At 67.1% G+C, this 22725-nt stretch carries 22 protein-coding genes; 17 read left to right on the forward strand and 5 right to left on the reverse strand.

What is annotated here, in order from left to right; translation table 11 throughout:
- The first annotated feature begins 291 nt into the window (after positions 1-291).
- The 14 genes from DN824_RS15500 to DN824_RS15565 all read left to right on the forward strand — a co-directional run bounded on the left by DN824_RS15500 (position 292) and on the right by DN824_RS15565 (position 13799).
- A complete protein-coding gene (locus tag DN824_RS15500) occupies positions 292-1632 on the forward strand; it encodes an OprD family porin (RefSeq protein ID WP_138409310.1) in 1341 nt (446 codons plus the stop codon).
- Between the two features lie 68 nt (positions 1633-1700).
- Positions 1701-2693 carry an aliphatic sulfonate ABC transporter substrate-binding protein gene (locus tag DN824_RS15505; protein WP_138409311.1) on the forward strand — a complete coding sequence of 331 codons (993 nt, stop codon included), beginning with the start codon at positions 1701-1703 and terminating at the stop codon, positions 2691-2693.
- Positions 2694-2696: 3 nt separating this feature from the next.
- Complete coding sequence (locus DN824_RS15510) at positions 2697-3521, forward strand: ABC transporter permease (RefSeq protein ID WP_138409312.1); 825 nt, start codon at positions 2697-2699, stop codon at positions 3519-3521.
- Positions 3518-4246: an ABC transporter ATP-binding protein gene (locus tag DN824_RS15515; protein WP_138409313.1), complete on the forward strand. Its 729-nt coding sequence runs from the start codon at positions 3518-3520 to the stop codon at positions 4244-4246. The genes DN824_RS15510 and DN824_RS15515 overlap by 4 nt, the downstream gene beginning before the upstream one ends.
- Before the next feature lie 150 nt (positions 4247-4396).
- Positions 4397-5035 (forward strand): peroxiredoxin, encoded by a 639-nt coding sequence (locus tag DN824_RS15520; protein WP_138409314.1) that lies wholly within the window; start codon positions 4397-4399, stop codon positions 5033-5035.
- Between the two features lie 24 nt (positions 5036-5059).
- Positions 5060-5653 (forward strand): NADPH-dependent FMN reductase, encoded by a 594-nt coding sequence (ssuE, locus tag DN824_RS15525; protein WP_138409315.1) that lies wholly within the window; start codon positions 5060-5062, stop codon positions 5651-5653.
- Between the two features lie 142 nt (positions 5654-5795).
- Positions 5796-6779, forward strand: coding sequence for a sulfonate ABC transporter substrate-binding protein (locus DN824_RS15530; RefSeq protein ID WP_138409316.1), 984 nt, complete (start codon positions 5796-5798; stop codon positions 6777-6779).
- Positions 6780-6807: 28 nt separating this feature from the next.
- A complete protein-coding gene (gene ssuD, locus DN824_RS15535; RefSeq protein ID WP_138409317.1) occupies positions 6808-7956 on the forward strand; it encodes an FMNH2-dependent alkanesulfonate monooxygenase in 1149 nt (382 codons plus the stop codon).
- Between the two features lie 133 nt (positions 7957-8089).
- Positions 8090-8881: an aliphatic sulfonate ABC transporter permease SsuC gene (gene ssuC, locus DN824_RS15540; RefSeq protein WP_138409318.1), complete on the forward strand. Its 792-nt coding sequence runs from the start codon at positions 8090-8092 to the stop codon at positions 8879-8881.
- Positions 8878-9678 (forward strand): aliphatic sulfonates ABC transporter ATP-binding protein, encoded by an 801-nt coding sequence (ssuB, locus tag DN824_RS15545; RefSeq protein WP_138409319.1) that lies wholly within the window; start codon positions 8878-8880, stop codon positions 9676-9678. The genes ssuC and ssuB overlap by 4 nt, the downstream gene beginning before the upstream one ends.
- An 88-nt stretch (positions 9679-9766) precedes the next feature.
- Positions 9767-9982, forward strand: coding sequence for a TOBE domain-containing protein (locus tag DN824_RS15550; RefSeq protein ID WP_138409320.1), 216 nt, complete (start codon positions 9767-9769; stop codon positions 9980-9982).
- Between the two features lie 187 nt (positions 9983-10169).
- Positions 10170-11165, forward strand: a complete 996-nt coding sequence (araD1, locus tag DN824_RS15555) for an AraD1 family protein (protein WP_138409321.1) — start codon at positions 10170-10172, stop codon at positions 11163-11165.
- An 84-nt stretch (positions 11166-11249) separates the two neighbouring features.
- Positions 11250-12830: an aldehyde dehydrogenase (NADP(+)) gene (locus tag DN824_RS15560; protein ID WP_138409322.1), complete on the forward strand. Its 1581-nt coding sequence runs from the start codon at positions 11250-11252 to the stop codon at positions 12828-12830.
- Positions 12831-12965: 135 nt separating this feature from the next.
- Positions 12966-13799 carry an IclR family transcriptional regulator gene (locus tag DN824_RS15565; RefSeq protein WP_138409323.1) on the forward strand — a complete coding sequence of 278 codons (834 nt, stop codon included), beginning with the start codon at positions 12966-12968 and terminating at the stop codon, positions 13797-13799.
- A gap of 71 nt (positions 13800-13870) precedes the next feature.
- Here the strand turns inward: DN824_RS15565 and DN824_RS15570 are convergent, their stop codons facing one another.
- The 3 genes from DN824_RS15570 to DN824_RS15580 are packed head-to-tail and all read right to left on the reverse strand — an operon-like array spanning position 13871 to position 16920.
- On the reverse strand, positions 13871-14866 hold the full coding sequence (locus DN824_RS15570) for a tripartite tricarboxylate transporter substrate binding protein (protein ID WP_138409324.1): 996 nt from the start codon (positions 14864-14866) through the stop codon (positions 13871-13873).
- A 26-nt stretch (positions 14867-14892) separates the two neighbouring features.
- Positions 14893-16398, reverse strand: a complete 1506-nt coding sequence (locus DN824_RS15575; RefSeq protein ID WP_138409325.1) for a tripartite tricarboxylate transporter permease — start codon at positions 16396-16398, stop codon at positions 14893-14895.
- Positions 16399-16410: 12 nt separating this feature from the next.
- Positions 16411-16920: a tripartite tricarboxylate transporter TctB family protein gene (locus tag DN824_RS15580; protein ID WP_138409326.1), complete on the reverse strand. Its 510-nt coding sequence runs from the start codon at positions 16918-16920 to the stop codon at positions 16411-16413.
- Between the two features lie 523 nt (positions 16921-17443).
- Between DN824_RS15580 and DN824_RS15585 the strand changes: the two genes are divergently transcribed.
- The 3 genes from DN824_RS15585 to DN824_RS15595 all read left to right on the forward strand — a co-directional run bounded on the left by DN824_RS15585 (position 17444) and on the right by DN824_RS15595 (position 21151).
- The gene (locus tag DN824_RS15585) at positions 17444-18328 is read left to right on the forward strand and encodes a DMT family transporter (RefSeq protein ID WP_138409327.1); all 885 of its coding nucleotides are present in this window, start codon (positions 17444-17446) and stop codon (positions 18326-18328) included.
- A gap of 162 nt (positions 18329-18490) precedes the next feature.
- Positions 18491-20407, forward strand: coding sequence for a 3-dehydroshikimate dehydratase QuiC (gene quiC, locus DN824_RS15590; RefSeq protein ID WP_138409328.1), 1917 nt, complete (start codon positions 18491-18493; stop codon positions 20405-20407).
- Between the two features lie 63 nt (positions 20408-20470).
- Positions 20471-21151, forward strand: coding sequence for a TetR/AcrR family transcriptional regulator (locus tag DN824_RS15595; protein WP_138409329.1), 681 nt, complete (start codon positions 20471-20473; stop codon positions 21149-21151).
- 61 nt (positions 21152-21212) lie between these two features.
- Here the strand turns inward: DN824_RS15595 and DN824_RS15600 are convergent, their stop codons facing one another.
- Together DN824_RS15600 and aroQ are read right to left on the reverse strand one after the other, a co-directional pair.
- On the reverse strand, positions 21213-22058 hold the full coding sequence (locus tag DN824_RS15600) for a shikimate dehydrogenase (protein WP_138409330.1): 846 nt from the start codon (positions 22056-22058) through the stop codon (positions 21213-21215).
- 2 nt (positions 22059-22060) lie between these two features.
- Positions 22061-22501, reverse strand: a complete 441-nt coding sequence (gene aroQ, locus DN824_RS15605; protein WP_138409331.1) for a type II 3-dehydroquinate dehydratase — start codon at positions 22499-22501, stop codon at positions 22061-22063.
- Between the last annotated feature and the right edge of the window lie 224 nt (positions 22502-22725).

The following is a 22725-nucleotide window of genomic DNA, read 5'->3' on the forward strand; positions in this document are numbered from 1 at the left end:
TCCGGTGATCCGGTGACGAGAAACTAAACGATCTAAAAGACCGATTGTAATAATTTTTAGGAATTAGTTTAGGCCTCGTTATTTATTCAATTTAGTTACTAGCAAGTAAAAAATAATTCTTTTTAGAGATTATCGGTAGTCTCGTAGATTGGCACCCAGCCGACAGCGGACCTCCGCATCGGGCCCGTCAGGGGTCCTGGATGTTTCGCCAAGCGGGATGCCCGTTGTCGCGGCTCGAGCCCCTGTGCAACACACTAGAACAGCACAGCCAATGCATCTGGAGCATCGAGCATGAACAAGACTTCTCTGGCCCTGGCCATCACGCTGGCGACCATCGCCAACCAGGCCGTTGCCGCCGGTTTCATCGAAGACAGCAAGGCCAGCCTCGACCTTCGCAACTTCTATTTCAACCAGGACACCCGTAACCAGAGCGCGCCTTCGAGCAGGGAATGGGGGCAGGGCTTCATCCTCAACGTCCAGTCCGGCTTCACCGAGGGCACCGTCGGTGTCGGCGTGGATGCCATCGGCCTGCTCGGCGTACGCCTGGACGGCGGCGGCCGTTCCGGCAAGGCCGGCATCGATCGCACGCCGGGAGCGCTGTTCCCGCTGGACAGCGACGGCAATGCCCGGCATGACTACGGCAAGGTCGGCGCCACCGCCAAGGCGCGCCTGTCCAGGACCGAACTGCGCATCGGCACCTTGCTGCCCAGGCTGCCGGTGGTGACCTACAACGACGGTCGCCTGCTGCCGCAGTTGTTCCAGGGCGGCCAGATCACCTCCCAGGAGGTGGACGGGCTGACCTTGACGGCCGGCAAGCTGGAGCACACCAAGACCCGCAGCTCCACCGACGACATCAGCCTGCGAATCGCCGGCGCGGCGCGACCCACCGGCAGTCCGGCGAGCACGCCGCTGGCCGACTCCAATGCCTTCTACTTCGCCGGCGGCGACTACAAGCTGACCAAGGACCTGACCGCGCAGTACTACTACGGCAACCTGGAAGACTTCTACCGGCAGCACTTCCTGGGGCTGGTGCATAACTGGGGCCTGGGCGGCGGCAACTTGAAGAGCGATCTGCGCTACTTCCACAGCGGCTCCGACGGCAGGAACGGCAGCGTCGCGGGGCGCGCCCAGGGTTACCGCAGCAGCGGCTACTGGGCGGCCGGCGACAGCAAGGCCGGCGAAGTCGACAACCGCACCTGGAGCGCGCTGTTCACCTACGGCCACAGCGGCCACGAACTGAGCGCCGGCTACCAGCAGGTTTCGGGCGACAGCGCCTTTCCCTTCCTCAATCAGGGCGATGGGGCCACCGCCTACCTGATCACCGACCGGCAGATCGGCAAGTTCCTCAGCGCCGGCGAACGCACCTGGCTCGTCGGCTACGGGTATGACTTCGGCAAGCTCGGCGTGCCGGGCCTGAAGGCTTCGGTGGTGTACCTGTCGGGCGACAGCATCGACAGCGCCGAGCGCGACCGCAAGGAGTGGGAGCGCGATTTCCGCCTCGACTACACCCTGCAGGCCGGCGCGCTCAAGGGCCTGGGCCTGTCCTGGCGCAACGCGAGCTTTCGCAGCAACGCCGCCGCCGACCTGGACGAAAACCGCCTGATCGTCAGCTACAACCTGCCGTTGCTGTAACAGCCATACCCATCTCCTGACCGGCCCGCCAACGGGCCGGAAGGACGCATCCGATCGAGGAGATGACCATGAAGAAAGCCGCTTTGCGTCTTGGCCTGGCCGCGTTGCTCGCCGCCTGGCTACCCGTTTCCGCACAGGCCGCACCGCCCAGGGAAGTGCGCCTGGACTATGCCTACTACGCGCCCACCAGCCTGGTGCTCAAGCAGCAGGGGCTGCTTGAACGGGCCCTCGAGCCCCAGGGCATCACGGTCAAATGGGTGTTCAGCCAGGGCAGCAACCGCTCGCTGGAATACCTCAACGGCGGCAGCACGGATTTCGCATCCACCGCGGGCCTCGCCGCCGTGCTCAGCCGCGCCAACGGCGCGCCGATCAGGACCGTCTATGTCGCCAGTCGGCCGGAATGGACCGCGCTGGTGGTGCCCAAGGACTCGCCGATCACCCGTCTCGAGGACCTCAAGGGCAAGAAGGTCGCCGCCACCAAGGGCACCGATCCCTTCCTGTTCCTGTTGCAGAGCCTGCAGCAGGTCGGGCTGGACAAGAGTGCCGTGGAGATCGTCCACCTGCAGCACCCGGACGGCCGCGTCGCCCTGGAGCGCGGCGACGTCGCCGCCTGGGCTGGACTCGACCCGCTGATGGCCGGCAGCGAGCTGCAGGCCGGCTCGCGGCTGCTGTACCGCAATATCGACTTCAACAGCTACGGCGTGCTCAGCGTCAGCGAGACGTTCGCCGAGCAGCAACCCGAGCTGATCCGCCAGGTCATCGCCGCTTACGAGCAGGCGCGCCAATGGGCCATCGCCAACCCAGACGCACTGGCCGAACTGCTCGCCGAGCAGGCCAAGCTGCCGCTGGAGGTGGCCCGGCTGCAGCTGTCGCGCACCGATTTCAGCAACCCGCAGCCGGGCGCCGAGCATGTCGCCGCGCTCAAGGCCGCCGCCCCGATCCTGCTCGACGAACAGCTGGTGCGTCCCGGCACCGACGTGGCGCGGGTGGTCGACGAGCTGATCGCCCCGCAACTGGCCGCCCAGGTGATCGGCCAGCCAGCCACCACGGCGGGGCGCTGAGCCATGGGCGCGCTCAATCCCGACCTCCCACGGGCGGGCCGGTGGCCGCGCTGGCGCCCGGCGCTGGCTGATCTACGCGGCTGGGTGGTACCGCTGGCGCTGCTCGCCATGCTGGAGGCGCTGGTGCGCGGCGGCGTGCTGCCGGCGCACCAGATGCCGGCGCCGAGCCAGGTGGCTCAGACCCTCCATGCGCTGGCGCAGAGCGGCGAGCTCTGGCGGCACCTGAACGCCAGCCTGCTGCGGGTCGCGGCCGGCTTCCTGATCGGCGCCGGGCTGGCCATCGCCATCGGCACCTGGGTGGGCCTCAGCCGGCGCGCGGAGGCTTATCTCGAGCCGACGTTCCAGGCCTTGCGGGCGATCCCCAGCCTGGCCTGGGTACCCTTGCTGCTGCTCTGGCTGGGTATCGACGAGACGCCGAAGGTCGTCCTGATCGCGCTCGGAGCATTCTTTCCGGTCTACCTGGCGCTGCTCGCCGGCATTCGCAATGTCGACCGCAAGCTGGTCGAGGTCGGCCAGCTCTACCGCCTGGAACCCCTTGCGCTGGTGCGGCGCATCCTGTTGCCGGCGGCGCTGCCCAACCTGTTCACCGGCCTGCGCGGCGCGCTCAGCCTGAGCTGGATGTTCCTCGTGGCGGCGGAGCTGATCGCCGCCACCCGCGGCCTCGGCTATCTGCTCAGCGACGGACGGGAAACCTCGCGCCCGGACCTGGTGATCGCCGCGATCCTGTTGCTGGCGCTGCTCGGCAAGCTCAGCGACGGGCTGCTCAAGGCCTGGGAACGACGCGCGCTGCGCTGGCGCGACAGCTTTGGCGGGGAGGGCGGCGCATGACGGCGGTGCTTTCGCTGCTGCACATCCACAAGGCCTATGCCGGGCAGCGGGTGCTGGAGGATGTCAGCCTTTCGCTCGAGCCCGGCGAGGTGGTCAGCCTGCTGGGCCCCAGCGGCTGCGGCAAGAGCAGCCTGCTGCGCATCGCCGCCGGGCTCGACCGGGACTACCGCGGCGAGGTGCGACTCGATGCCGGGGCGGACGCCGCCGGCCAGCGTATCGGGGTGGTGTTCCAGGAGCCGCGGTTGATGCCCTGGCTGAGCGTCGCGCTGAACGTCGGCTTTGCAGACGGTGCCAGGGCCGACCGCGCTTGGATACGGCAACTGCTGGCCGACGTTGGCCTGGCCAGCCACGCGGACCTGCTGCCCAAGCAGCTTTCCGGCGGGCAGGCGCAGCGCGCGGCCATCGCCCGGGGCCTGTACGGGCGTCCGAAGGTACTGCTGCTCGACGAGCCGTTCAGCGCGGTGGATGCCTTCACCCGCATGCGCCTGCAGGAGCTGCTCGGCGAGCTGGCCGCGCGCTACGGGATCGCCGTACTGCTGGTGACCCATGATCTGGATGAGGCTTATTACCTCAGCGACCGGGTGCTGATGCTCGGTGGCATGCCCAGCCGCGTGCAGTGCGAGACGCCAGTGGCGCTCGCTCGCCCGCGTGATCGCCGGGCGCCAGAGCTGGCGCACCTGCGTGCGCAGGCGTTGAGCGAGCTGCACCAGTCTCATTCGTCATGAACCTGTGTGGGCACGGGCTTGGCCAGGCGAAAGCCTGGTCTTTTTTTTGTTCCATACAGTTATAAATAAATCGTTATTTATTCTTTTTAATCCGCTCCGATTCTGCACATAGTGAGCGTCACCCGACCGATACCTTGAAGGAGCAAGACCATGAGCATTCGCCTCGGCGACATCGCGCCCGATTTCGAACAGGATTCCAGCGAAGGCCGCATCCGTTTCCACGAGTGGCTTGGCGACAGCTGGGGCGTGCTGTTCTCGCATCCGGCCGACTTCACCCCGGTGTGCACCACCGAACTCGGTTTCACCGCCAGGCTCAAGGACGAATTCGCCCAGCGCAACGTCAAGGCCATCGCCCTGTCGGTCGACCCGGTGGATTCGCACATCAAGTGGATCGACGACATCAACGAAACGCAGAACACCCGGGTCAACTTTCCGATCATCGCCGACGCCGACCGCAAGGTTTCCGAGCTGTACGACCTGATCCACCCGAACGCCAACGACACCCTCACGGTGCGCTCGCTGTTCGTCATCGACCCGAACAAGAAGGTGCGCCTGACCATCACCTACCCGGCGAGCACCGGGCGCAACTTCAACGAGATCCTGCGGGTGATCGACTCGCTGCAGCTGACCGACAACCACAAGGTCGCCACCCCGGCCAACTGGCAGGACGGCGACGAGGTGGTGATCGTGCCCTCGCTCAAGGACGAGGACGAGATCAAACGGCGCTTCCCCAAGGGCTACCGCGCGGTCAAGCCGTACCTGCGCCTGACCCCGCAACCCAATCGTTGATCCGCAGCCGGAAAGGACATCCCGATGGTGGTCGTATCCCTCGCCGGCAGCCCCAGCCAGCGCTCCCGTTCCGGCGTGCTGCTGGAGCACGGGCGTGACTGGCTGCAGCGCCGCGGTATCGAGGTGGTGAGTTACCGGGTCCGCGACTTCGATGCCGAGGACCTGCTGCACGCCCGCTTCGACAGCCCTCTGGTGCGCCGCTTCGTCGAACACGTGGCGCTGGCCGACGGCCTGCTGATCGCCACGCCGATCTACAAGGCGTCCTTCGCCGGCGCGCTCAAGGTGCTGCTGGATCTGTTGCCCGAACGCGCCCTGGCGCACAAGGCGGTATTGCCGATGGCCTCGGGCGGCAGCGTGGCCCACATGCTGGCGGTCGATTACGCGCTCAAGCCGGTGCTCGCCGCGCTGAAGGCGCAGGAGATGCTGCAGGGCGTGTACGCCGTCGACGCGCAGATCCACTACGGCGAGCCGGGCCACCCGTCGAGTCTGGAGCCGGACCTGCAGGCGCGGCTGGAAGAGGGACTGGAACAACTGCACGCGGCCTTGGCGCGGCGGCCCGCGCCGCTCGACCCGGGCCTGCTGCCGGAGCGCCTGAACAGCGCGCAGTGGAGCATCTGAAAGCAGCTGAAAACTTCAGGCTGCAAGTCGAAAGCTAGACCCGGCGGCGCCTTTCTTGCCGCTTGCCGCTAAAAGAAATCCTTACTCGCCCGCCAACGGGCAAGCAGGTCGTGAACCCAACCCAGACTTCAAGGAGAGTGCCATGCGCACCAACACCTTGCGTCGAGGACTGGTCGCCCTGCTTGCCGCGGCCATCTCCTTCGGCGCCCTGACCCAGGCACAGGCCCAATCGAAGCAGGACACCACCCTGCGGATCGGCTATCAGAAATACGGCACCCTGGTGCTGCTCAAGGCCCGCGGCACGCTCGAGAAGCAGCTGGCCGGGCAGGGCGTCAGGGTGCAATGGACCGAGTTCCCCGGCGGCCCGCAGTTGCTCGAGGGCCTCAATGTCGGCTCCATCGACTTCGGCGTGACCGGCGAGACGCCGCCGGTGTTCGCCCAAGCCGCTGGCGCCGACCTGCTCTACGTCGCCCATGAACCGCCGGCGCCCAGCGGCGAGGCGATCCTGCTGCCGAAGGATTCGCCGATCCGCTCGGTCAAGGAACTCAAGGGCAAGAAGGTCGCGCTGAACAAGGGCTCAAACGTGCACTACCTGCTGGTGCGTGCGCTGGAGGAGGCCGGCCTGGCCTACGGCGACATACAGCCCATCTACCTGCCGCCAGCCGACGCGCGCGCGGCCTTCGAGCGCGGCAGCGTGGATGCCTGGGTGATCTGGGACCCGTTCCAGGCGGCCGCCGAGGCGCAGATGCAGGCGCGCACCCTGCGCGACGGCCAGGGCCTGGTCAGCAACCACCAGTTCTACCTCGCCGCGCGTCCCTTCGCCGAACGGCATCCCGAGGTGCTGCGCACGCTGATCGAGGAGATCCGCGACATCGGCGTCTGGGTCGAGGCCAATCCGGACGAGGCCACCGCGCAGGTGGCGCCGCTGCTGGGATTGTCGGCCGACATCACGCGCAAGGCAGTGATCCGCCAGGGCTACGGCGCCAGGCCGATCGGCCCCGAGGTGGTGCGTGCGCAGCAGGCGATCGCCGACACCTTCACCGAGCTCAGGCTGATTCCCAGAACCCTGAGCGTGCGCGACGTCATCTGGACGCCGCCGAAGAACCTCGCCCAATACCCTGAATAAGCCTCGCACCCACTACGGAGCAACGCACATGAGCCTGAACGTCTTCTGGTTCCTGCCCACCCATGGCGACGGCAAATACCTCGGCACCGCCGAAGGCGCCCGTGCCGTCGATCATGGCTACCTGGCGCAAGTCGCCCAGGCCGCCGACCGCCTCGGCTACGGCGGCGTCCTGATCCCCACCGGCCGTTCCTGCGAGGATTCCTGGCTGGTGGCGGCCTCGCTGATCCCGGTCACCCAGCGGCTGAAGTTCCTGGTCGCGCTGCGTCCGGGGATCATCTCGCCCACCGTGGCCGCCCGCCAGGCCGCGACCCTGGACCGGCTGTCAGGCGGCCGGGCGCTGTTCAACCTGGTCACCGGCGGCGACCCGGACGAACTGGCCGGCGACGGCCTGCGCCTGAGCCATGCCGAGCGCTACGAGGCCTCGGTGGAATTCACCCGAATCTGGCGCCGGGTGCTGGAGGGCGAGACGGTCGACTACGACGGCAAGCACATCCAGGTGAAGGGCGCCAAGCTGCTCTATCCGCCGCTCCAGCAGCCGCGCCCGCCGCTGTATTTCGGCGGCTCCTCGGACGCCGCTCAGGACCTGGCCTCCGAGCAGGTGGAGCTGTACCTGACCTGGGGCGAGCCGCCGGCGGCGGTGGCCGAGAAGATCGCCCAGGTGCGCGAGAAGGCGGCGCGGCTCGGGCGTACGGTGCGTTTCGGCATCCGTCTGCATGTGATCGTGCGCGAGACCAACGACGAAGCCTGGGCCGCCGCCGAGCGCCTGATCAGCCACCTCGATCAGTACACCATCGACCGCGCCCAGGCCTCGCTGGCGCGCTTCGACTCGGTCGGTCAGCAACGCATGAGCGCGCTGCACGGCGGGCGCAAGGACAGGCTGGAAGTCGCCCCCAACCTCTGGGCCGGGGTCGGCCTGGTGCGCGGCGGCGCCGGCACCGCGCTGGTCGGCGACGGCCCGACGGTGGCCGCGCGGGTGAAGGAGTACGCCGACCTGGGCATCGATACCTTCATCTTCTCCGGCTACCCGCACCTGGAAGAGGCCTACCGCGTCGCCGAGCTGCTGTTCCCACACCTGGACATCGCCCAGCCGGAACGCCCGCAAGGACGCGGCTATGTCAGCCCGTTCGGCGAAATGATCTCCAGCGACATCCTGCCGAAGGCGACGTCGGCGAGTTGAGCGCAAACCGTAGGGTGGATGGCCAAAGCCATCCACGCGGGCGCGGCGCCAGGTCTGGCGCGCCTGTGTGGAGAAGCGCTGCGCGCGCTTTCCACCCTGCGCACCTGAAGGCTTTTCGATTTCGAGGTAAGGCATGAGCGTCACGATCAAACACCTGGCTTTACGCCTGGCCCCCTGGCTGCTGCCGCTGGCACTGCTGGCAGCCTGGCAGGGGGCGGTAGCCCTGGGGCTGCTGTCCACCCGCATCCTGCCGGCACCGAGCGCGGTGGTCGCCGCCGGCTGGGAGCTGCTGCGCAGCGGCGACATCTGGACGCATCTGGCCATCTCCGGCTGGCGCGCCAGCATCGGCTTCGCCATCGGCGGCGGCCTCGGCCTGCTGCTGGGCTTCGTCACCGGGCTGTCGAAGTGGGGCGAGCGCCTGCTCGACAGTTCGGTGCAGATGATCCGCAACGTGCCGCACCTGGCGCTGATCCCGCTGGTGATCCTGTGGTTCGGCATCGACGAGAGCGCGAAGATCTTCCTGGTGGCGCTGGGCACGCTGTTCCCGGTGTACCTGAACACCTACCACGGCATCCGCAACGTCGACCCGGCGCTGATGGAGATGGCGCGCAGCTACGGGCTGTCGGGCTTCGCGCTGTTTCGCCAGGTAATCCTGCCCGGGGCGCTGCCGTCGATCCTGGTCGGCGTGCGCTTCGCCCTCGGTTTCATGTGGCTGACGCTGATCGTCGCCGAGACCATTTCCGCCAGCTCCGGCATCGGCTACCTGGCGATGAATGCCCGCGAATTCCTGCAGACCGACGTGGTGGTGCTGGCCATCTTGCTCTATGCCGTGCTCGGCAAGCTGGCCGACCTCGCCGCGCGCGGGCTGGAGCGCGTCTGGCTGCGCTGGCACCCGGCCTACCAGGCCAAGGCAGGTGCGCAATGACCGCGCTGCACAGCATTACCCCAGGCGCTCGGTCGGGCGGCCTGCCGCTGGCCATCGAGGGGATCGGCAAGGCGTTCGGCCAGCGGGACGTGCTCAAGGGCATCGACCTGCAGATCCCGGCCGGGCAGTTCGTCGCGGTGGTCGGGCGCAGCGGCTGCGGCAAGAGCACGCTGCTGCGCCTGCTGGCCGGCCTCGACCAGCCGAGCCGGGGCGCATTGCTGGCCGGCGAAGGTCCGCTGTCCGCCGCCCGTGACGATACCCGGCTGATGTTCCAGGACGCCCGCCTGCTGCCCTGGAAGCGAGTGATCGACAACGTCGGCCTGGGATTGTCCGGCGACTGGCGGCCGAAAGCCGAGGACGTGCTGGCGGCGGTCGGCCTGGCCGATCGCGCCAGGGAGTGGCCGGCGGCCCTCTCCGGCGGGCAGAAACAGCGGGTGGCGCTGGCCCGCGCGCTGATCCACCAGCCGCGCCTGCTGCTGCTCGACGAGCCACTCGGCGCGCTGGATGCGCTGACCCGCATCGAGATGCAGCAGCTGATCGAGCGGCTCTGGCAGCAGCATGGCTTCACCGTGCTGCTGGTGACCCACGATGTCGCCGAGGCGGTGGCGGTGGCCGACCGGGTGATCCTCATCGAGGACGGCCGCATCGGCCTGGACCTGGCGGTCGACCTGCCGCGCCCGCGCCATCGTGGCTCGGCGCGCCTGGCCGCGCTAGAGGCCGAAGTGCTCGACCGCGTCCTCGCCCAGCCCGGCGCCGAGGCGCCGGCGGAGCCCGTATCACCCCTGCCCACGCGTTAGAAAAGCAGCCGAAAGCTTGAAGCCTGAAGCTGGAAGCGAGAACGATGACTTCCAGCTTCCAACTTATTTCGACCCCAGGAGAAAACCCATGACCATCAAGGCCATCAACGTACGCAACCAGTTCAAGGGCACCATCAAGGAGATCGTCCACGGCGACGTGCTCTCGGAAATCGACGTGCAGACCGCCGCCGGCATCGTCACATCGGTGATCACCACCCGCTCGGTACGCGAGCTGGAGCTGCAGGTGGGCAGCGAGGTGATCGCCTTCGTCAAGTCCACCGAGGTGTCCATCGCCAAGTTGTGACGGCCGAACCCGGCCGGGCAGGCCGGCCGGGTTCGGATGCCGGCGGTCATCGGACTGGAGTGCGCGCCGCTATGACGATAACTGCTCGTTATCCCCACATCATCAGCTGTCACTAGGCGCCGCCATTGGGCGTTTCTACAGTGCTGCGACAGGCCTGTTCGCAGGCGCCACTGAAGAGGACACGTCCATGCGGTTGATCCAGTTCGAGAACAGCCAGGGCCAGCGCCAGGTCGGGCAGGTGGGCGGCCCGCGCGTCGAGGTGTTGCGCGGGGTCCGCAGTACCCGTGAGCTGGCGTTGGCGGCGATAGCCGCGCGTTCCAGGCTGGCCGACCATGTTCGCACGCTGGAATGCGAGGTGGGGCCGGTCTATCAGGAACTTCTGGATGCCGGGCGGGTGTTGCCGCCCCTGGATCACGATGACCCGGCCCATTGCCTGGTGAGCGGCACGGGCCTGACTCATCTGGGCAGTGCCTCCACGCGCGACAGGATGCACCAGCAGGCGGCGCAGGAGGAGGGCGCGCTTACCGACAGCATGCGGATGTTCCGCTGGGGCATGCAGGGCGGCAGGCCTGCGTCGGGGCAAGCCGGGGCGCAGCCGGAGTGGTTCTACAAGGGCGACGGCGCCATCCTGGTGCGGCCGGGCGCCGATCTGCCGGTACCGGATTTCGCCGAGGATTTCGGCGAAGAGCCCGAGCTGACCGGCCTGTACGTGATCGGTGAGGACCGCCGGCCTTATCGGCTGGGGTATGCCCTGGGCAACGAGTTTTCCGACCATGTGCTCGAACGCAGGAATTACCTGTACCTCGCACACTCGAAGCTGCGCTTCTGTTCGTTCGGCCCGGAGCTGCGGGTCGGCGCGTTGCCCGCGCACCTCGCCGGCATCAGCCGTATTCGGCGCGGCACGCAGGTGCTCTGGGAGAAGGAGTTTCTCTCCGGCGAACAGAACATGTGCCACAGCCTGGAGAACCTGGAGTACCACCACTTCAAATATGCGCAGTTCCTGCGGCCGGGCGATGTGCATGTGCATTTCTTCGGGACGGCTACGCTGTCCTTTGCCGATGGCGTCAAGGCGCAGCCGGGCGATCGCTTCGAGGTCAGCCTCGATGCCTTTGGCGCGCCCTTGATCAACGGCATCCGTGTGCACGCGCCCGCCATCGCGCCCGGCGAAGTGGGCGTGCTCTGAGCGCTGCCGCTCGACCCGGCGCCGCCAGGCGGTGGTCGGCCTGCCGTGACGCAGGCCCGAGCCTCAACCCGACAGGAGAGACCCATGACCGACATTCGTGGCCACAACTACATCGCCGGCGAGCGCAGCGCCACCGGCAGCACGATTCTGCAAAGCCTCGACGCCAGTACCGGCGAGGCCTTGCCCTACGGCTTTCACCAGGCCACCGAAGACGAGGTGAACGCGGCCGCCGAGGCCTCCGCCGCGGCTTACCCGGTCTACCGCGCATTGTCTGCAGACGCGCGGGCGACCTTCCTCGAGGCGATTGCCGACGAGCTCGATGCCCTCGACGAGGATTTCGTCGCGCTGGTGTGCCGCGAAACCGCCTTGCCGGCTGGCCGTATCCAGGGCGAGCGCGGCCGTACCAGCGGGCAGATGCGCCTGTTCGCCAAGGTCCTGCGGCGTGGCGACTTCTACGGCGCGCGTATCGACCGTGGGCAGCCCGAGCGCCGGCCGCTGCCTCGTCCGGACCTGCGCCAGTGCCGCATGGGGCTGGGGCCGGTCGCGGTGTTCGGCGCCAGCAACTTTCCGCTGGCGTTCTCCACCGCCGGCGGCGATACCGCCGCGGCACTGGCCGCGGGATGCCCCGTGGTGTTCAAGGCCCACAGCGGGCACATGGCGACGGCCGGATGCGTGGCTGACGCGGTCATCCGTGCGGCGCAGAAGACCGGCATGCCCACGGGCGTCTTCAACATGATCTACGGCGCAGGCGTCGGCGAGTGGCTGGTCAAGCATCCGGCGATCCAGGCGGTGGGCTTCACCGGCTCGCTGCGCGGCGGGCGGGCGCTGTGCGACATGGCGGCCGCCCGCCCGCAACCGATCCCGGTGTTCGCCGAGATGTCGAGCATCAACCCGGTGCTGCTGATGCCCGAGGCGCTCAGGCAGCGCGGCGACCTGATCGCCAACGAGCTGACCGCCTCGGTGGTGCTGGGGTGCGGTCAGTTCTGCACCAATCCGGGGTTGGTCATTGGCATCCGTTCACCCGAGTTCACGCGCTTTCTGGACAAGCTGGCGGGCTTCATGGCCGACCAGCCGCCGCAGACCATGCTCAACGCCGGCACGCTGGAGAGCTACCGCAAGGGCCTTGCCCATCTGCGCGACCAGCCTGGCATCACGCCTCTCGCCGGGCGGGAGCAGCAGGGCAACCAGGCGCAGCCGCAACTGTTCAAGGCCGACGCGCGTCTGCTGATCGAGGGCGAGGAGGTGCTGCAGGAGGAAGTCTTCGGGCCGACGACGGTGGTGGTCGAGGTCGCCGACCGGGCAGAGCTGATACGCGCGCTGCAGGGGCTGCGTGGGCAGCTGACGGCCACCCTGATCGCCGAGGCGGCGGATCTCGCCGACAGCGCCGACCTGGTGGCACTGCTCGAGCAGAAGGCCGGACGCCTGTTGCTCAACGGCTACCCGACCGGTGTCGAAGTGTGCGACGCGATGGTCCACGGCGGGCCCTATCCGGCGACCTCCGATCCCCGTGGTACCTCGGTGGGCACCCTCGCGATCGATCGCTTCCTGCGACCGGTGTGCTACCAGAATTTCCCGGATGCGCTGCTGCCCGATGCGCTGAAGAACGCCAACCCGCTGGGCATCAACCGCCTGGTCGACGGCGAGACGACACGGTCGGCGCTCTGACCAATGCCAGACGGGCCCTGTCCGATACCGCGGGGCCCAGGCGAGCCGCTCGCGAAGCCCCGAGGCCGTCCGGTTGCGATTATCGAACCATCGTTCGATAATCGAATTCCCGGTCGGTCTCGCTGGAGTCGCAGCATGGATGAACCCCGCACGCCTATGCTGGCGCCGCCCAGCTACGTGTCCCCCGCCAAGCGCATCGAGCAGTTCGCCGGCGATCCGAATTTCATGGCCTCGCTCGCCCGCGGGCTGGCCGTGGTCAACGCGTTCCAGGAACGCAAGCGCCATCTCACCATCGCCCAGATCAGCCATCGCACCGAGATACCGCGGGCGGCGGTGAGGCGTTGCCTCTACACCCTGATGCAGCTCGGCTACGTGACCACCGACGGCCGTACCTATTCGCTGCTGCCCAAGGTGCTGACGCTGGGCCATGCCTATCTGTCGTCGACGCCCCTGGCGGTGTCGGCCCAGCCGTTTCTCGACCGCATCAGCGAGCGGCTGCACGAAGCCTGCAACCTGGCCACGCTGGAGGGCGAACAGGTGCTCTACCTGGCGCGCTCGGCGATTCCCCAACGGCTCATTTCGGTGGACCTGAGCGTCGGCAGCCGTCTGCCGGCGTACTGCACCTCGATGGGGCGGGTCCTGCTGGCGGCGCTGGATGACGAAAGCCTGCGCGACTACCTGGCCAGTGCCGAGCTTCTGCCCAAGACCAGCCGCACCCTGCATCGCCCCGACGAACTCTGGGATTGCCTGCAGAAGGTGCGTCAGCAGGGCTGGTGCCTGGTCGACCAGGAGCTGGAGCAGGGGCTGCGCTCGATCGCCGTACCGGTCTACGACTCGACGGGGCACGTGCTCGCCGCGATGAACGTCAGCACCCACGCCAGCCGCGTGCCGGCCAGCGAGCTGGAGAAGCGCTTCTTGCCGATCCTGCTGTCCGCCAGCCAGGACCTCAGCGCCCAGCTGTTCCGCTGAACGCATCCGGCGCTCGGTGAGCGCCAGGAACGAAAAGGCCCGCCGAAGCGGGCCTTTTTCACGGCTGACGATCAGGGCTTTTCGATACCCACGCTGTCCGGCGAGATTTCGACGGCCTTGGCCTTGTACATCGACCAGGCGGTGACGGACTGCCAGCGCTTGAGGAACTGCTCGGCTTCCTCGCCCTGCAGGTTCAGCGAGTGGGCGCCGAAGTTCTTCAGGAAGCTCTGGAATTCGGGGTTGGCCACGGCCTTGGCATAGGCATCGCCCAGCTTCTGCTTGATGTCGTCCGGGGTGTCCTTGTGCACGAACACGCCCCAGAACGGGCCCCACGGCAGGTATTCGGCGATGGCCGGCAGGGCGGTGGTGATCGGCTCGACGCCGGGCAGCTCCGGAACTTCCTCGGCGGCGAGGACCGCCAGGGCCTTGAGCTTGCCGGTGCGGATCAGCTCCTTGGCGGCCGCCAGGCTGAGGGACATGAAGTCGATGTGGTTGCCCATCAGCGCCGTGATGCCGGGGCCGTCGCCGCCGAAGGTCACTTCGCGCACTTGCAGCTGGTCGACCGCATTGATCATGGCGTTGACGGTGCTCGGCAGACCGCCGGCGCCGGTGCTGCCCATGCGCAGGGTGTCGGGCTTTTCATGGGCTTCGGCGAGCAGCTCGGCGAAGGTGTTCCAGCGGGCGTCGGCATTGGCGGCGATGACCACCACGTTCTGGCCGATGACGTTCACCGTATGGAAATCGCTGTAGTCGAAGTCGGCCAGGCCCAGCACCGGGTAGAGCTGCGGGTTTTCCGCGCCCAGCAGAATGGTGTAGCCGTTCGGGCGCTGGCTGCGGACGTAGGTGCTGCCGATCACCGCAGTGCCGCCGGGGCGGTTGTTCAGGACCAGTTTGCCGCCCAGCTCCTTCTCCACGTAAGGCGTCAGGCTGCGCATCACGTTGTCGGTGGCGCCACCGGCTCCCCAGGGGATCACGGCCTGGATGCTGCGGTCGGGGTAGTCGGCATGGGCCGCGGCGGCGAACACGCCGGCGGACAGGGAAAGCGCAACGAGCAGTTTCTTGATCATGGTGTCACTCCAGGTTGTTGTTGTTTTCAGTCGTGTGCGGTCTTGCGTTTCTTGAGCAGGCCCATCAGCGGCGTCTTGCTGAGCAGGATCAGCACGATGCCGGTGGTGAGCAGCAGCGAGAGCGGGTTGGTCAGCAGTTCCCGGAACAGTTCGACCGGGCTGTCACCTACCGAGGCCATGGCCTGGCGGTAGGAGGTGTCCATCATCGGGCCGAGAATCACCCCGAGGATGACCGGCCCGACCTGGAAGCCGTAGACCTTGAGGAAGTAGCCGAGCAGGCCGAAGCCGAGCATCCAGTACACCTCGGTCATGCTGCTGTTGATCGAATAGGAACCGACCACGCAGAGCACCAGGATCAGCGGAATCAGCACCGCCTTGGGCATCTCCACCATCTTGGCGAACAGGCGGATGCCCATCAGGCCGAAGATCAGCAGGAAGATGTTGGCCAGCGCCAGGTTGCCGACGGTGAACCAGAAGATGTGGGGGCTTTCGACCATCAGCATCGGGCCGGGGTTGAGCCCGTGGATCACCAGGGCGCCGATGATCACGGCGGTCACCGCGTCGCCGGGAATGCCGAGCGTCAGCATCGGCACGTAGGCGCCACCGACCGCGCTGCTGTTGGCGGTCTCGGGCGCGACGAGCCCTTCGTAGGCGCCTTCGCCGAAGGGCCGGCTGGGTTTCTTCACGGTGCGCTTGGCGTGGTCGTAGGCCATCAGCGCGGCGATGTCGCCGCCGACGCCCGGAAGCGCGCCGACCAGCACGCCGATGACCGAGGTGCGGATAGACAGCGGCAGGTACCTGAGCACCATGGCGATGGAAGGAATGATCTTGTCGACCTTCTGCCGCACCGGCGCCACGTCCAGGTTGTGCAGCTGGTAGAAGGCCTCGGCGACGCCGAACAGGCCGATCATCACCACCACGTAGTGGATGCCGCCCATCAGCCCCACCTGGCCGAAGGTGAAGCGGCCCTGGGCGGTGACCGGGTCCATGCCGACCAGGCCGATCACCGCGCCGAGGGCGGCGGCGAAGATGCCCTTGGCCAGCGAGCCGGCGGCCAGGCTGCCGACCAGCAGGAGGCCGATGGCGGCGATCAGGAAGTAATCCCGTGGGGCGAACTTCAACGCCAGGTCGCCGATCACCGGCGCGGCGCAGGCCAGCACGATCACCCCGACCAGGCCGCCGATCACCGACATCACGGTGCTCAGGCCGATGGCGCGTCCGGCCTCGCCCCGCTGGGCCAGGGGATAGCCGTCGAAGGCCGTGGAGATCGAGGAGGGCGCGCCCGGTATGTTGAGCAGGATGGCGCTGCGGGAGCCGCCATAGACGCCGCCGATGAAGATGCCGACGATCAGCGCCAGGGCGTCGTTGACGTCCCAGGCGAAAGTGAAGGACACCAGGATGGAGACGGCCATGGTCACCGACAGGCCGGGGATGGCACCGATGTAGATGCCGGCGAAGGTGCCCAGCGCGGTGAGCAGCATCAGGTCCGGTGTGGTCCAGGCCATCAGCAGGTAGGAGAGGGTTTCGCTCATGGGGCTGGCTCTCTAGGGCAGGTAGACGCTGAAGGCGAGGGTGAACATCAGGTAGATCAGGCCCACCGAGAGTGCGCTGATCAGCAGCGCGCTGACCGGCCGCCCCTTGCGCAGAAAGGTGATCGCCAGGAACAGGAAAACGAAGGTCGCGACATAGAAGGTCGCCCACTGGATCGCCGCCAGATAGAGCACGGCCAGCAGAATCAGGACCAGGTTGCGCAGCGGGAAATGCTCGGCGCAGAAACGCTTGCAGGCGCCCGCCCAGCTGGGTTCGTCCGAGGCGCCCTTGTGGCGCAGTTCGAGCAGGATCTTGCCCGAGGAGAGCAGCAGCACCAGGCCGACGCCCAGGGGAAAGGCGCCCGGCGAACTGATGGAGGTGAAGCCGGCGATCTGGTAGGCGGCGATCAGTACCGCCACGCTGAACAGCACCAGCATCACGGCGAAGGCGACTTCACCGACGCGTTTTTTCGGCGTCTCGGCGACGGACTCGTGGCGATCGGACAGGGACTCGGTCTGCTCCATGGTTCAGCCTCGCGCCGGCTGAGGCCGGAGGACGCGCGACGGGAGCGTTCCGTGGCGGCTCAGGATCGAGGTGCCGAAGGGGAGCGGAGCTCCGCGCGGCGCGTCGGCAGGGGCACGCCCGAGGGCGCGCTCTGGCTGGGAAGTGAACATCGCAAGGACCCTTTTTTATTTATTGGCGCTTCGCTGGCCGAAGCGGGGTGGAGCCGATAGTGGTACCAATGAACGAACCAGGCAATTGCCGTTGCCCGATTATCGAACAGAAAACTAACTAGTTAGAACATTTTTATCGGCTCGGCAGCGAGACCCGGGCGGACACCTGGGCAAAGGCATCATGGTCATTCAAGGCACCTGTGCCCGGCGCGCCCGGGAGCTTTTCTGGCGACGCGGAGTGTGGTCTGCTGGATCGCCCCCGTGCCGCCGACCACCGCACCGACTCATTTCCGGTGCCGTGCGGCGTCCGAAGGTGGGTCGTCAGGTGGGGCGCGCGCGGATGGGCCGGAGCGAGCCGCTGGAAGGGAAATCGATGAGTTCGAGTAATCCGCTGTCGGGCGTGAACCGCCCCTTCATGGGCATCGCGCTGATTCTCTGCGCGACCTTCCTGTTCGCCAGCCACGACGCGCTGTCCAAGTACCTGTCGAGCCTGTATCCGATCGTGATGGTGGTCTGGGCCCGCTACGTGGTCCACACGCTACTGATGGCGGTCATCTTCCTGCCGCAGTCGGGGTTGCGGGTCCTGCGCACGCGGCGTCCGCTGCTGCAGGTAGCGAGGGCGTGCTGCCTGCTCGGCACCAGCCTGCTGTTCACCACCGGCTTGTTCTATCTGCCGATCGCCGAAGCGACCGCGGTCAATTTTCTCGCACCACTGCTGGTGACGGCCATGTCGGTTCCGCTGCTCGGCGAGAAGGTCAGCCGCGCGCAATGGGCGGCGGTGCTGGTGGGCTTCGCCGGCGTGCTGCTGGTGGTCCACCCGGACGGCGCGATGTTCACCCCGGCCGTGCTGTTCCCCTTCGGTTCGGCGATCTGTTTTGGCACCTACCAGATCCTGACCCGCAAACTCAGCGAGACCGATAGCCCGACCACCAGCAACTTCTTCACCGGATTGTTCAACACGCTGGCGGTCAGCGCGCTGGTGCCGTTCTTCTGGCAGGTGCCGGACCTCGTCGGAGGGCTGTTCATGGTGGCGCTGGGCACCTGCGGCATGCTCGGCCACCTGCTGCTGACCCAGGCGTTCCGGCATGCGGCGCCGGCGCTGCTGGCGCCATTCGGCTATGGGCAGATCGTCTTCGCCGGGCTGCTCGGCGCGCTGTTCTTCGGCCATGTGCCCGATGCGATCTCGCTGTACGGCATTGCCATCATCTGCCTGAGCGGGCTGGGCGCGGCGCTGATGCAGCGCAGACGGCGCGCCTGAAAAAGATGTTCGGTAATCGAACAAAAAACTAACCAGTTCGTACATTTTTGAGGTGGGGGACGCTTCAACCGGGGTGCATCGCGCTACATTCCATGGATAGGCCTAACGGCCGGACAACAATAAGCGGCCAGCGCCGAGCCGACTGTTCACATGGAGTCCTGCATGCACCGTTCGATTGCAACCGTGTCCCTCAGCGGAACCCTGCCGGAAAAACTCGAAGCCATCGCCGCGGCCGGGTTCGACGGCGTGGAAATCTTCGAAAACGACCTGCTCTACTACGAGGGCAGCCCCCGGGCGATCCGCAAGCTTTGCGGCGACCTGGGCCTGGCGATCACCCTGTTCCAGCCGTTTCGCGATTTCGAGGGATGCCGCCGCGACCGCCTGCCGCGTAACCTCGACCGCGCCGAACGCAAGTTCGACCTGATGCAGGAGCTGGGTACCGATCTGGTGCTGGTCTGCAGCAACGTGGCCGCCGATGCGCTGGGAGACGAAGCCATCCTGGTGGACGACCTGCGCCTGCTGGCCGAGCGCGCCGCCGCGCGGGGCCTGCGGATCGGCTACGAGGCGCTCGCCTGGGGCCGCCACGTCAACACCTACCAGCAGGTCTGGAACCTCGTCCGGCAGGCGGACCATCCGGCCCTCGGGGTGATCCTCGACAGCTTCCACACGCTGTCGCTCAAGGGCGATCCGGCGGCCATCGAGCAGATTCCGGGCGACAAGATCTTCTTCGTGCAGATGGCCGATGCGCCGGTCCTGTCGATGGACGTGCTGGAGTGGAGCCGTCACTTCCGCTGCTTCCCGGGCCAGGGCGAGTTCGATCTGCCCGGCTTCCTCGCGCCGATCATCCGCACCGGCTACCGCGGGCCGTTGTCCCTGGAAATCTTCAACGACGGCTTTCGCGCCGCGCCGCCCCGGGCCAATGCGGTGGATGGCCTGCGCTCGCTGCTCTACCTCGAAGAAAAGACCCGGACGCTGCTGGCCCAGGATGCGACGCCATCGGAGAACCTGGACATCCTGTTCGCGCCGCCACCGGCAAGCCGCTACGACGGCGTCGAGTTTCTCGAGTTCGCGGTGGACGAAGGGCAGGGCGCCAAGCTCGCCGGCTGGCTGGAGAGACTCGGCTTCGCGCGCGCCGGCCAGCATCGCTCCAAGGGCGTGCGGCTCATGCGCCAGGGTGACATCAACATCGTGCTCAACGCCGAGCCCTATTCGTTCGCCCACAACTTTCTCGAAGCCCATGGCGCCTCGCTCTGTGCCACGGCGCTGCGGGTGCGCGATGCCGGCAGCGCGCTGGAGCGTGCCCAGGCCTTCGGCGGCCAGCCCTACCGTGGGCTGGTGGGGCCGAACGAGCGGGAGATTCCGGCGGTACGCGCGCCCGATGGCAGCCTGATCTACCTGGTGGAGCAGGGCGACTCGCAGCAGAGCATCTACGACACCGACTTCCACCTCGATCCCGGCGCCGAGGCCACGGGCGGCCTGCAGCGGATCGACCACATGGCGATGGCGCTGCCGGCCGACAGCCTCGACAGCTGGGTGCTGTTCTACAAATCCCTGCTCGACTTCGAAGCCGACGACGAAGTGGTGCTGCCCGACCCCTACGGCCTGGTGAAGAGCCGCGCCATCCGCAGCCATTGCGGCTCGATCCGCCTGCCGCTGAACATCTCGGAGAACCGCAACACCGCGATCTCCCACGCGCTGTCCAACTACCGCGGCTCGGGCGTGCACCACATCGCCTTCAGCTGCGAGGACATCTTCGCCGAGGTGGCGCGGGCCAAGGAGGCGGGCGTTCCGCTGCTGGAAATCCCGCTGAACTACTATGACGATCTGGCCGCGCGCTTCGATTTCGACGACGAATTCCTGAGCGAGCTGGCCTACTACAACGTGCTCTACGACCGTGACAACCAGGGCGGGGAACTCTTCCACGTCTATACCGAGGCATTCGAGGACCGCTTCTTCTTTGAAGTCCTGCAACGCAAGAACGGCTATATCGGCTACGGTGCTGCCAACGTCGCGGTGCGCCTGGCGGCGATGGCCAAGGCGCGCAGCGCGGCGGCCGGTAACCGCGCGCCGCGTTTCTAGCGCCAGCCGCGTCACGACGGCGCCTTCGGGCGCCGCCTGTCCTGAACCATACGAAGAACCGTCATGAACGAGCCTGTGCTTTCACCGACCAGCGAGCCAGCCGAGGCGCCGCGCAAGGGTCGCAAGAACAACCCGGAACAGACGCGGGAAAACATCCTCCAGGCGGCGATCAGCGAGTTCGTCCAGCAGGGGCTGTCCGGCGCCAGGGTCGATGCCATCGCCGAGCGCACCCATACCTCCAAGCGGATGATCTACTACTACTTCAGCAGCAAGGAGCAGCTCTACCTCGCGGTGCTGGAAAAGCTCTACGGCGACATCCGCGGCACCGAGCGCATGCTGCACCTGAGGGAGCTGGAGCCGCTGGAAGCGATGCGCCGGCTCGCCGAATTCACCTTCGATCACCACGACCATAACGTCGACTTCGTACGCATCGTCAGCATCGAGAACATCAACTACGGGCAGTTCGTTTCCGGGTCCCAGGCGATCCGTTCCCAGAGCGGCGCGATCATCGACATCATCGACGACGTCCTCCAGCGGGGACGGGAACAGGGCGTGATTCGCGAGGGGCTGAACGCCCTGGACGTGCACATGCTGATGAGCTCGTTCTGCTTCTACCGGGTATCGAACCGCCATACCTTCGGCTGGATCTTCGATATCGACCTGGCCGCGGCGGCCAACCGCGAGCGTCACAAGCAGATGCTTTGCGACGTGGTGCTGCGCTACGTGACCGCCACGCCGGTATAGCGAAACGTCGCCGCCCCGTTCATCCGCGCGCAGACGCCGCCGGGGCGCCTGCGCCGCGCCGCTAGAAACTCGCGAAATGAGCGAGCATGCGATCGGCGTCCGCTTGCTCGCCGCTGAACAGCTCGAACGCCTTGACCGCCTGGAACACCGCCATGTTGCCGCCGTCCAGGGTGCGGCAGCCCAGCGCGCGGGCATGGCGCAGCAGTTCGGTCTCCAGCGGGAAGTAGATGATCTCGGCCACCCAGAGCTCAGGGCGCAGCAGCTCGGGCGGCAGCGGCGTGCCGGGCAGCTTGTCCATCCCGACCGGCGTGGTGTTGACCAGACCGTCGGCCTCGGCCATGGCTTGGGGCAGGTCCGTACCCAGGCGGGCGCGCTCGGCGGCGAAGCTCCGGTTGAGCATCTCGACCAGGGCCCTGGCCCGATCCTTTTCCACATCGAAGATGCTCAGGGTCTGCACCCCTTCGCTGAGCAGCGCATGGGCCACCGCGGCCCCGGCACCACCGGCCCCCATCTGCACCACGCGTCGGCGGGGCGCGTCGTTCAGGTTACGCCGGAAGCCTTCGGCAAAGCCCAGGGCATCGGTGTTGTGGCCGATGCGCTTGCCGTCCCTGAGCACCACGGTGTTCACCGCGCCAATACCGCGCGCTTCGGGCGACAGCTCGTCGAGCAGCGGGATGATCAGCTGCTTGCAGGGAAAGGTGATGTTCAGTCCCGTGTAGCCCATGCGCTCGGCGGCGGTGAGCAGCTCGGGGAGGGCGTCGGTGTCGAGCCCGAGGGCGTCCAGGTCGATCAGCCGGTAGAGATAGCGCAAGCCCTGGGCGTCGCCTTCGCGCTCGTGCATCGCCGGCGTCCGGGACGCCTGGATGCCTTTGCCGATCAGGCCGGCAAGAATGCTGCGTTCTGTCATCTTCAGCCCTCCAGCAGATGGGCGAAGTGTTCGATGGCCAGCCGATAGCCGTGGCTGCCGAAACCGCACAGCACCCCGACCGCGATCGGCGAGACGTAGGAGTGGTGGCGGAAGGCCTCGCGCTTGTGCACGTTGGACAGGTGCACCTCGATGACCGGCAGCTCGACGGCCGCCAGCGCATCGCGAATCGCGACGGAGGTGTGAGTCCAGGCCGCCGGATTGATGACGATGCCGGCGCAGCGGCCGCGCGCCTGGTGAATCCACTCGATCAGCTGGCCTTCATGGTTGGTCTGCTGGAATTCGATCGAGAGCCCGAGCCGTTCGCCGGTCCGGCGGCACAGCTCGGCGATGTCGGCGAGGGTCTCGTGGCCGTAGGTGGCCGGCTCACGGGTGCCGAGCAGGTTCAGGTTCGGCCCGTTGAGCACCAGAAGGGTATGAGGCATTGGGATCGTTCTCGTTGTTTTGTTCGGCCGCCCGGAAAATGTACCAACTGGTTAGTTACGTCAATCGGCTACCCGGCACGTCGTTGACGCGGCGAAAGGCGAGAGAGGGTGCCCCGGCTCAGGGCTGCCGGCCGGTTGCACGCGGGATCGATCGGCCAAATGGCGGCTCACGGCGAGCGAAATACCGTTCGTTAATCGAACACGCCGGGCAGCCGCAAGTCCTC

The sequence above is a fragment of the Stutzerimonas nosocomialis genome (assembly GCF_005876855.1).
Classification (GTDB): Bacteria; Pseudomonadota; Gammaproteobacteria; order Pseudomonadales; family Pseudomonadaceae; genus Stutzerimonas; species Stutzerimonas nosocomialis.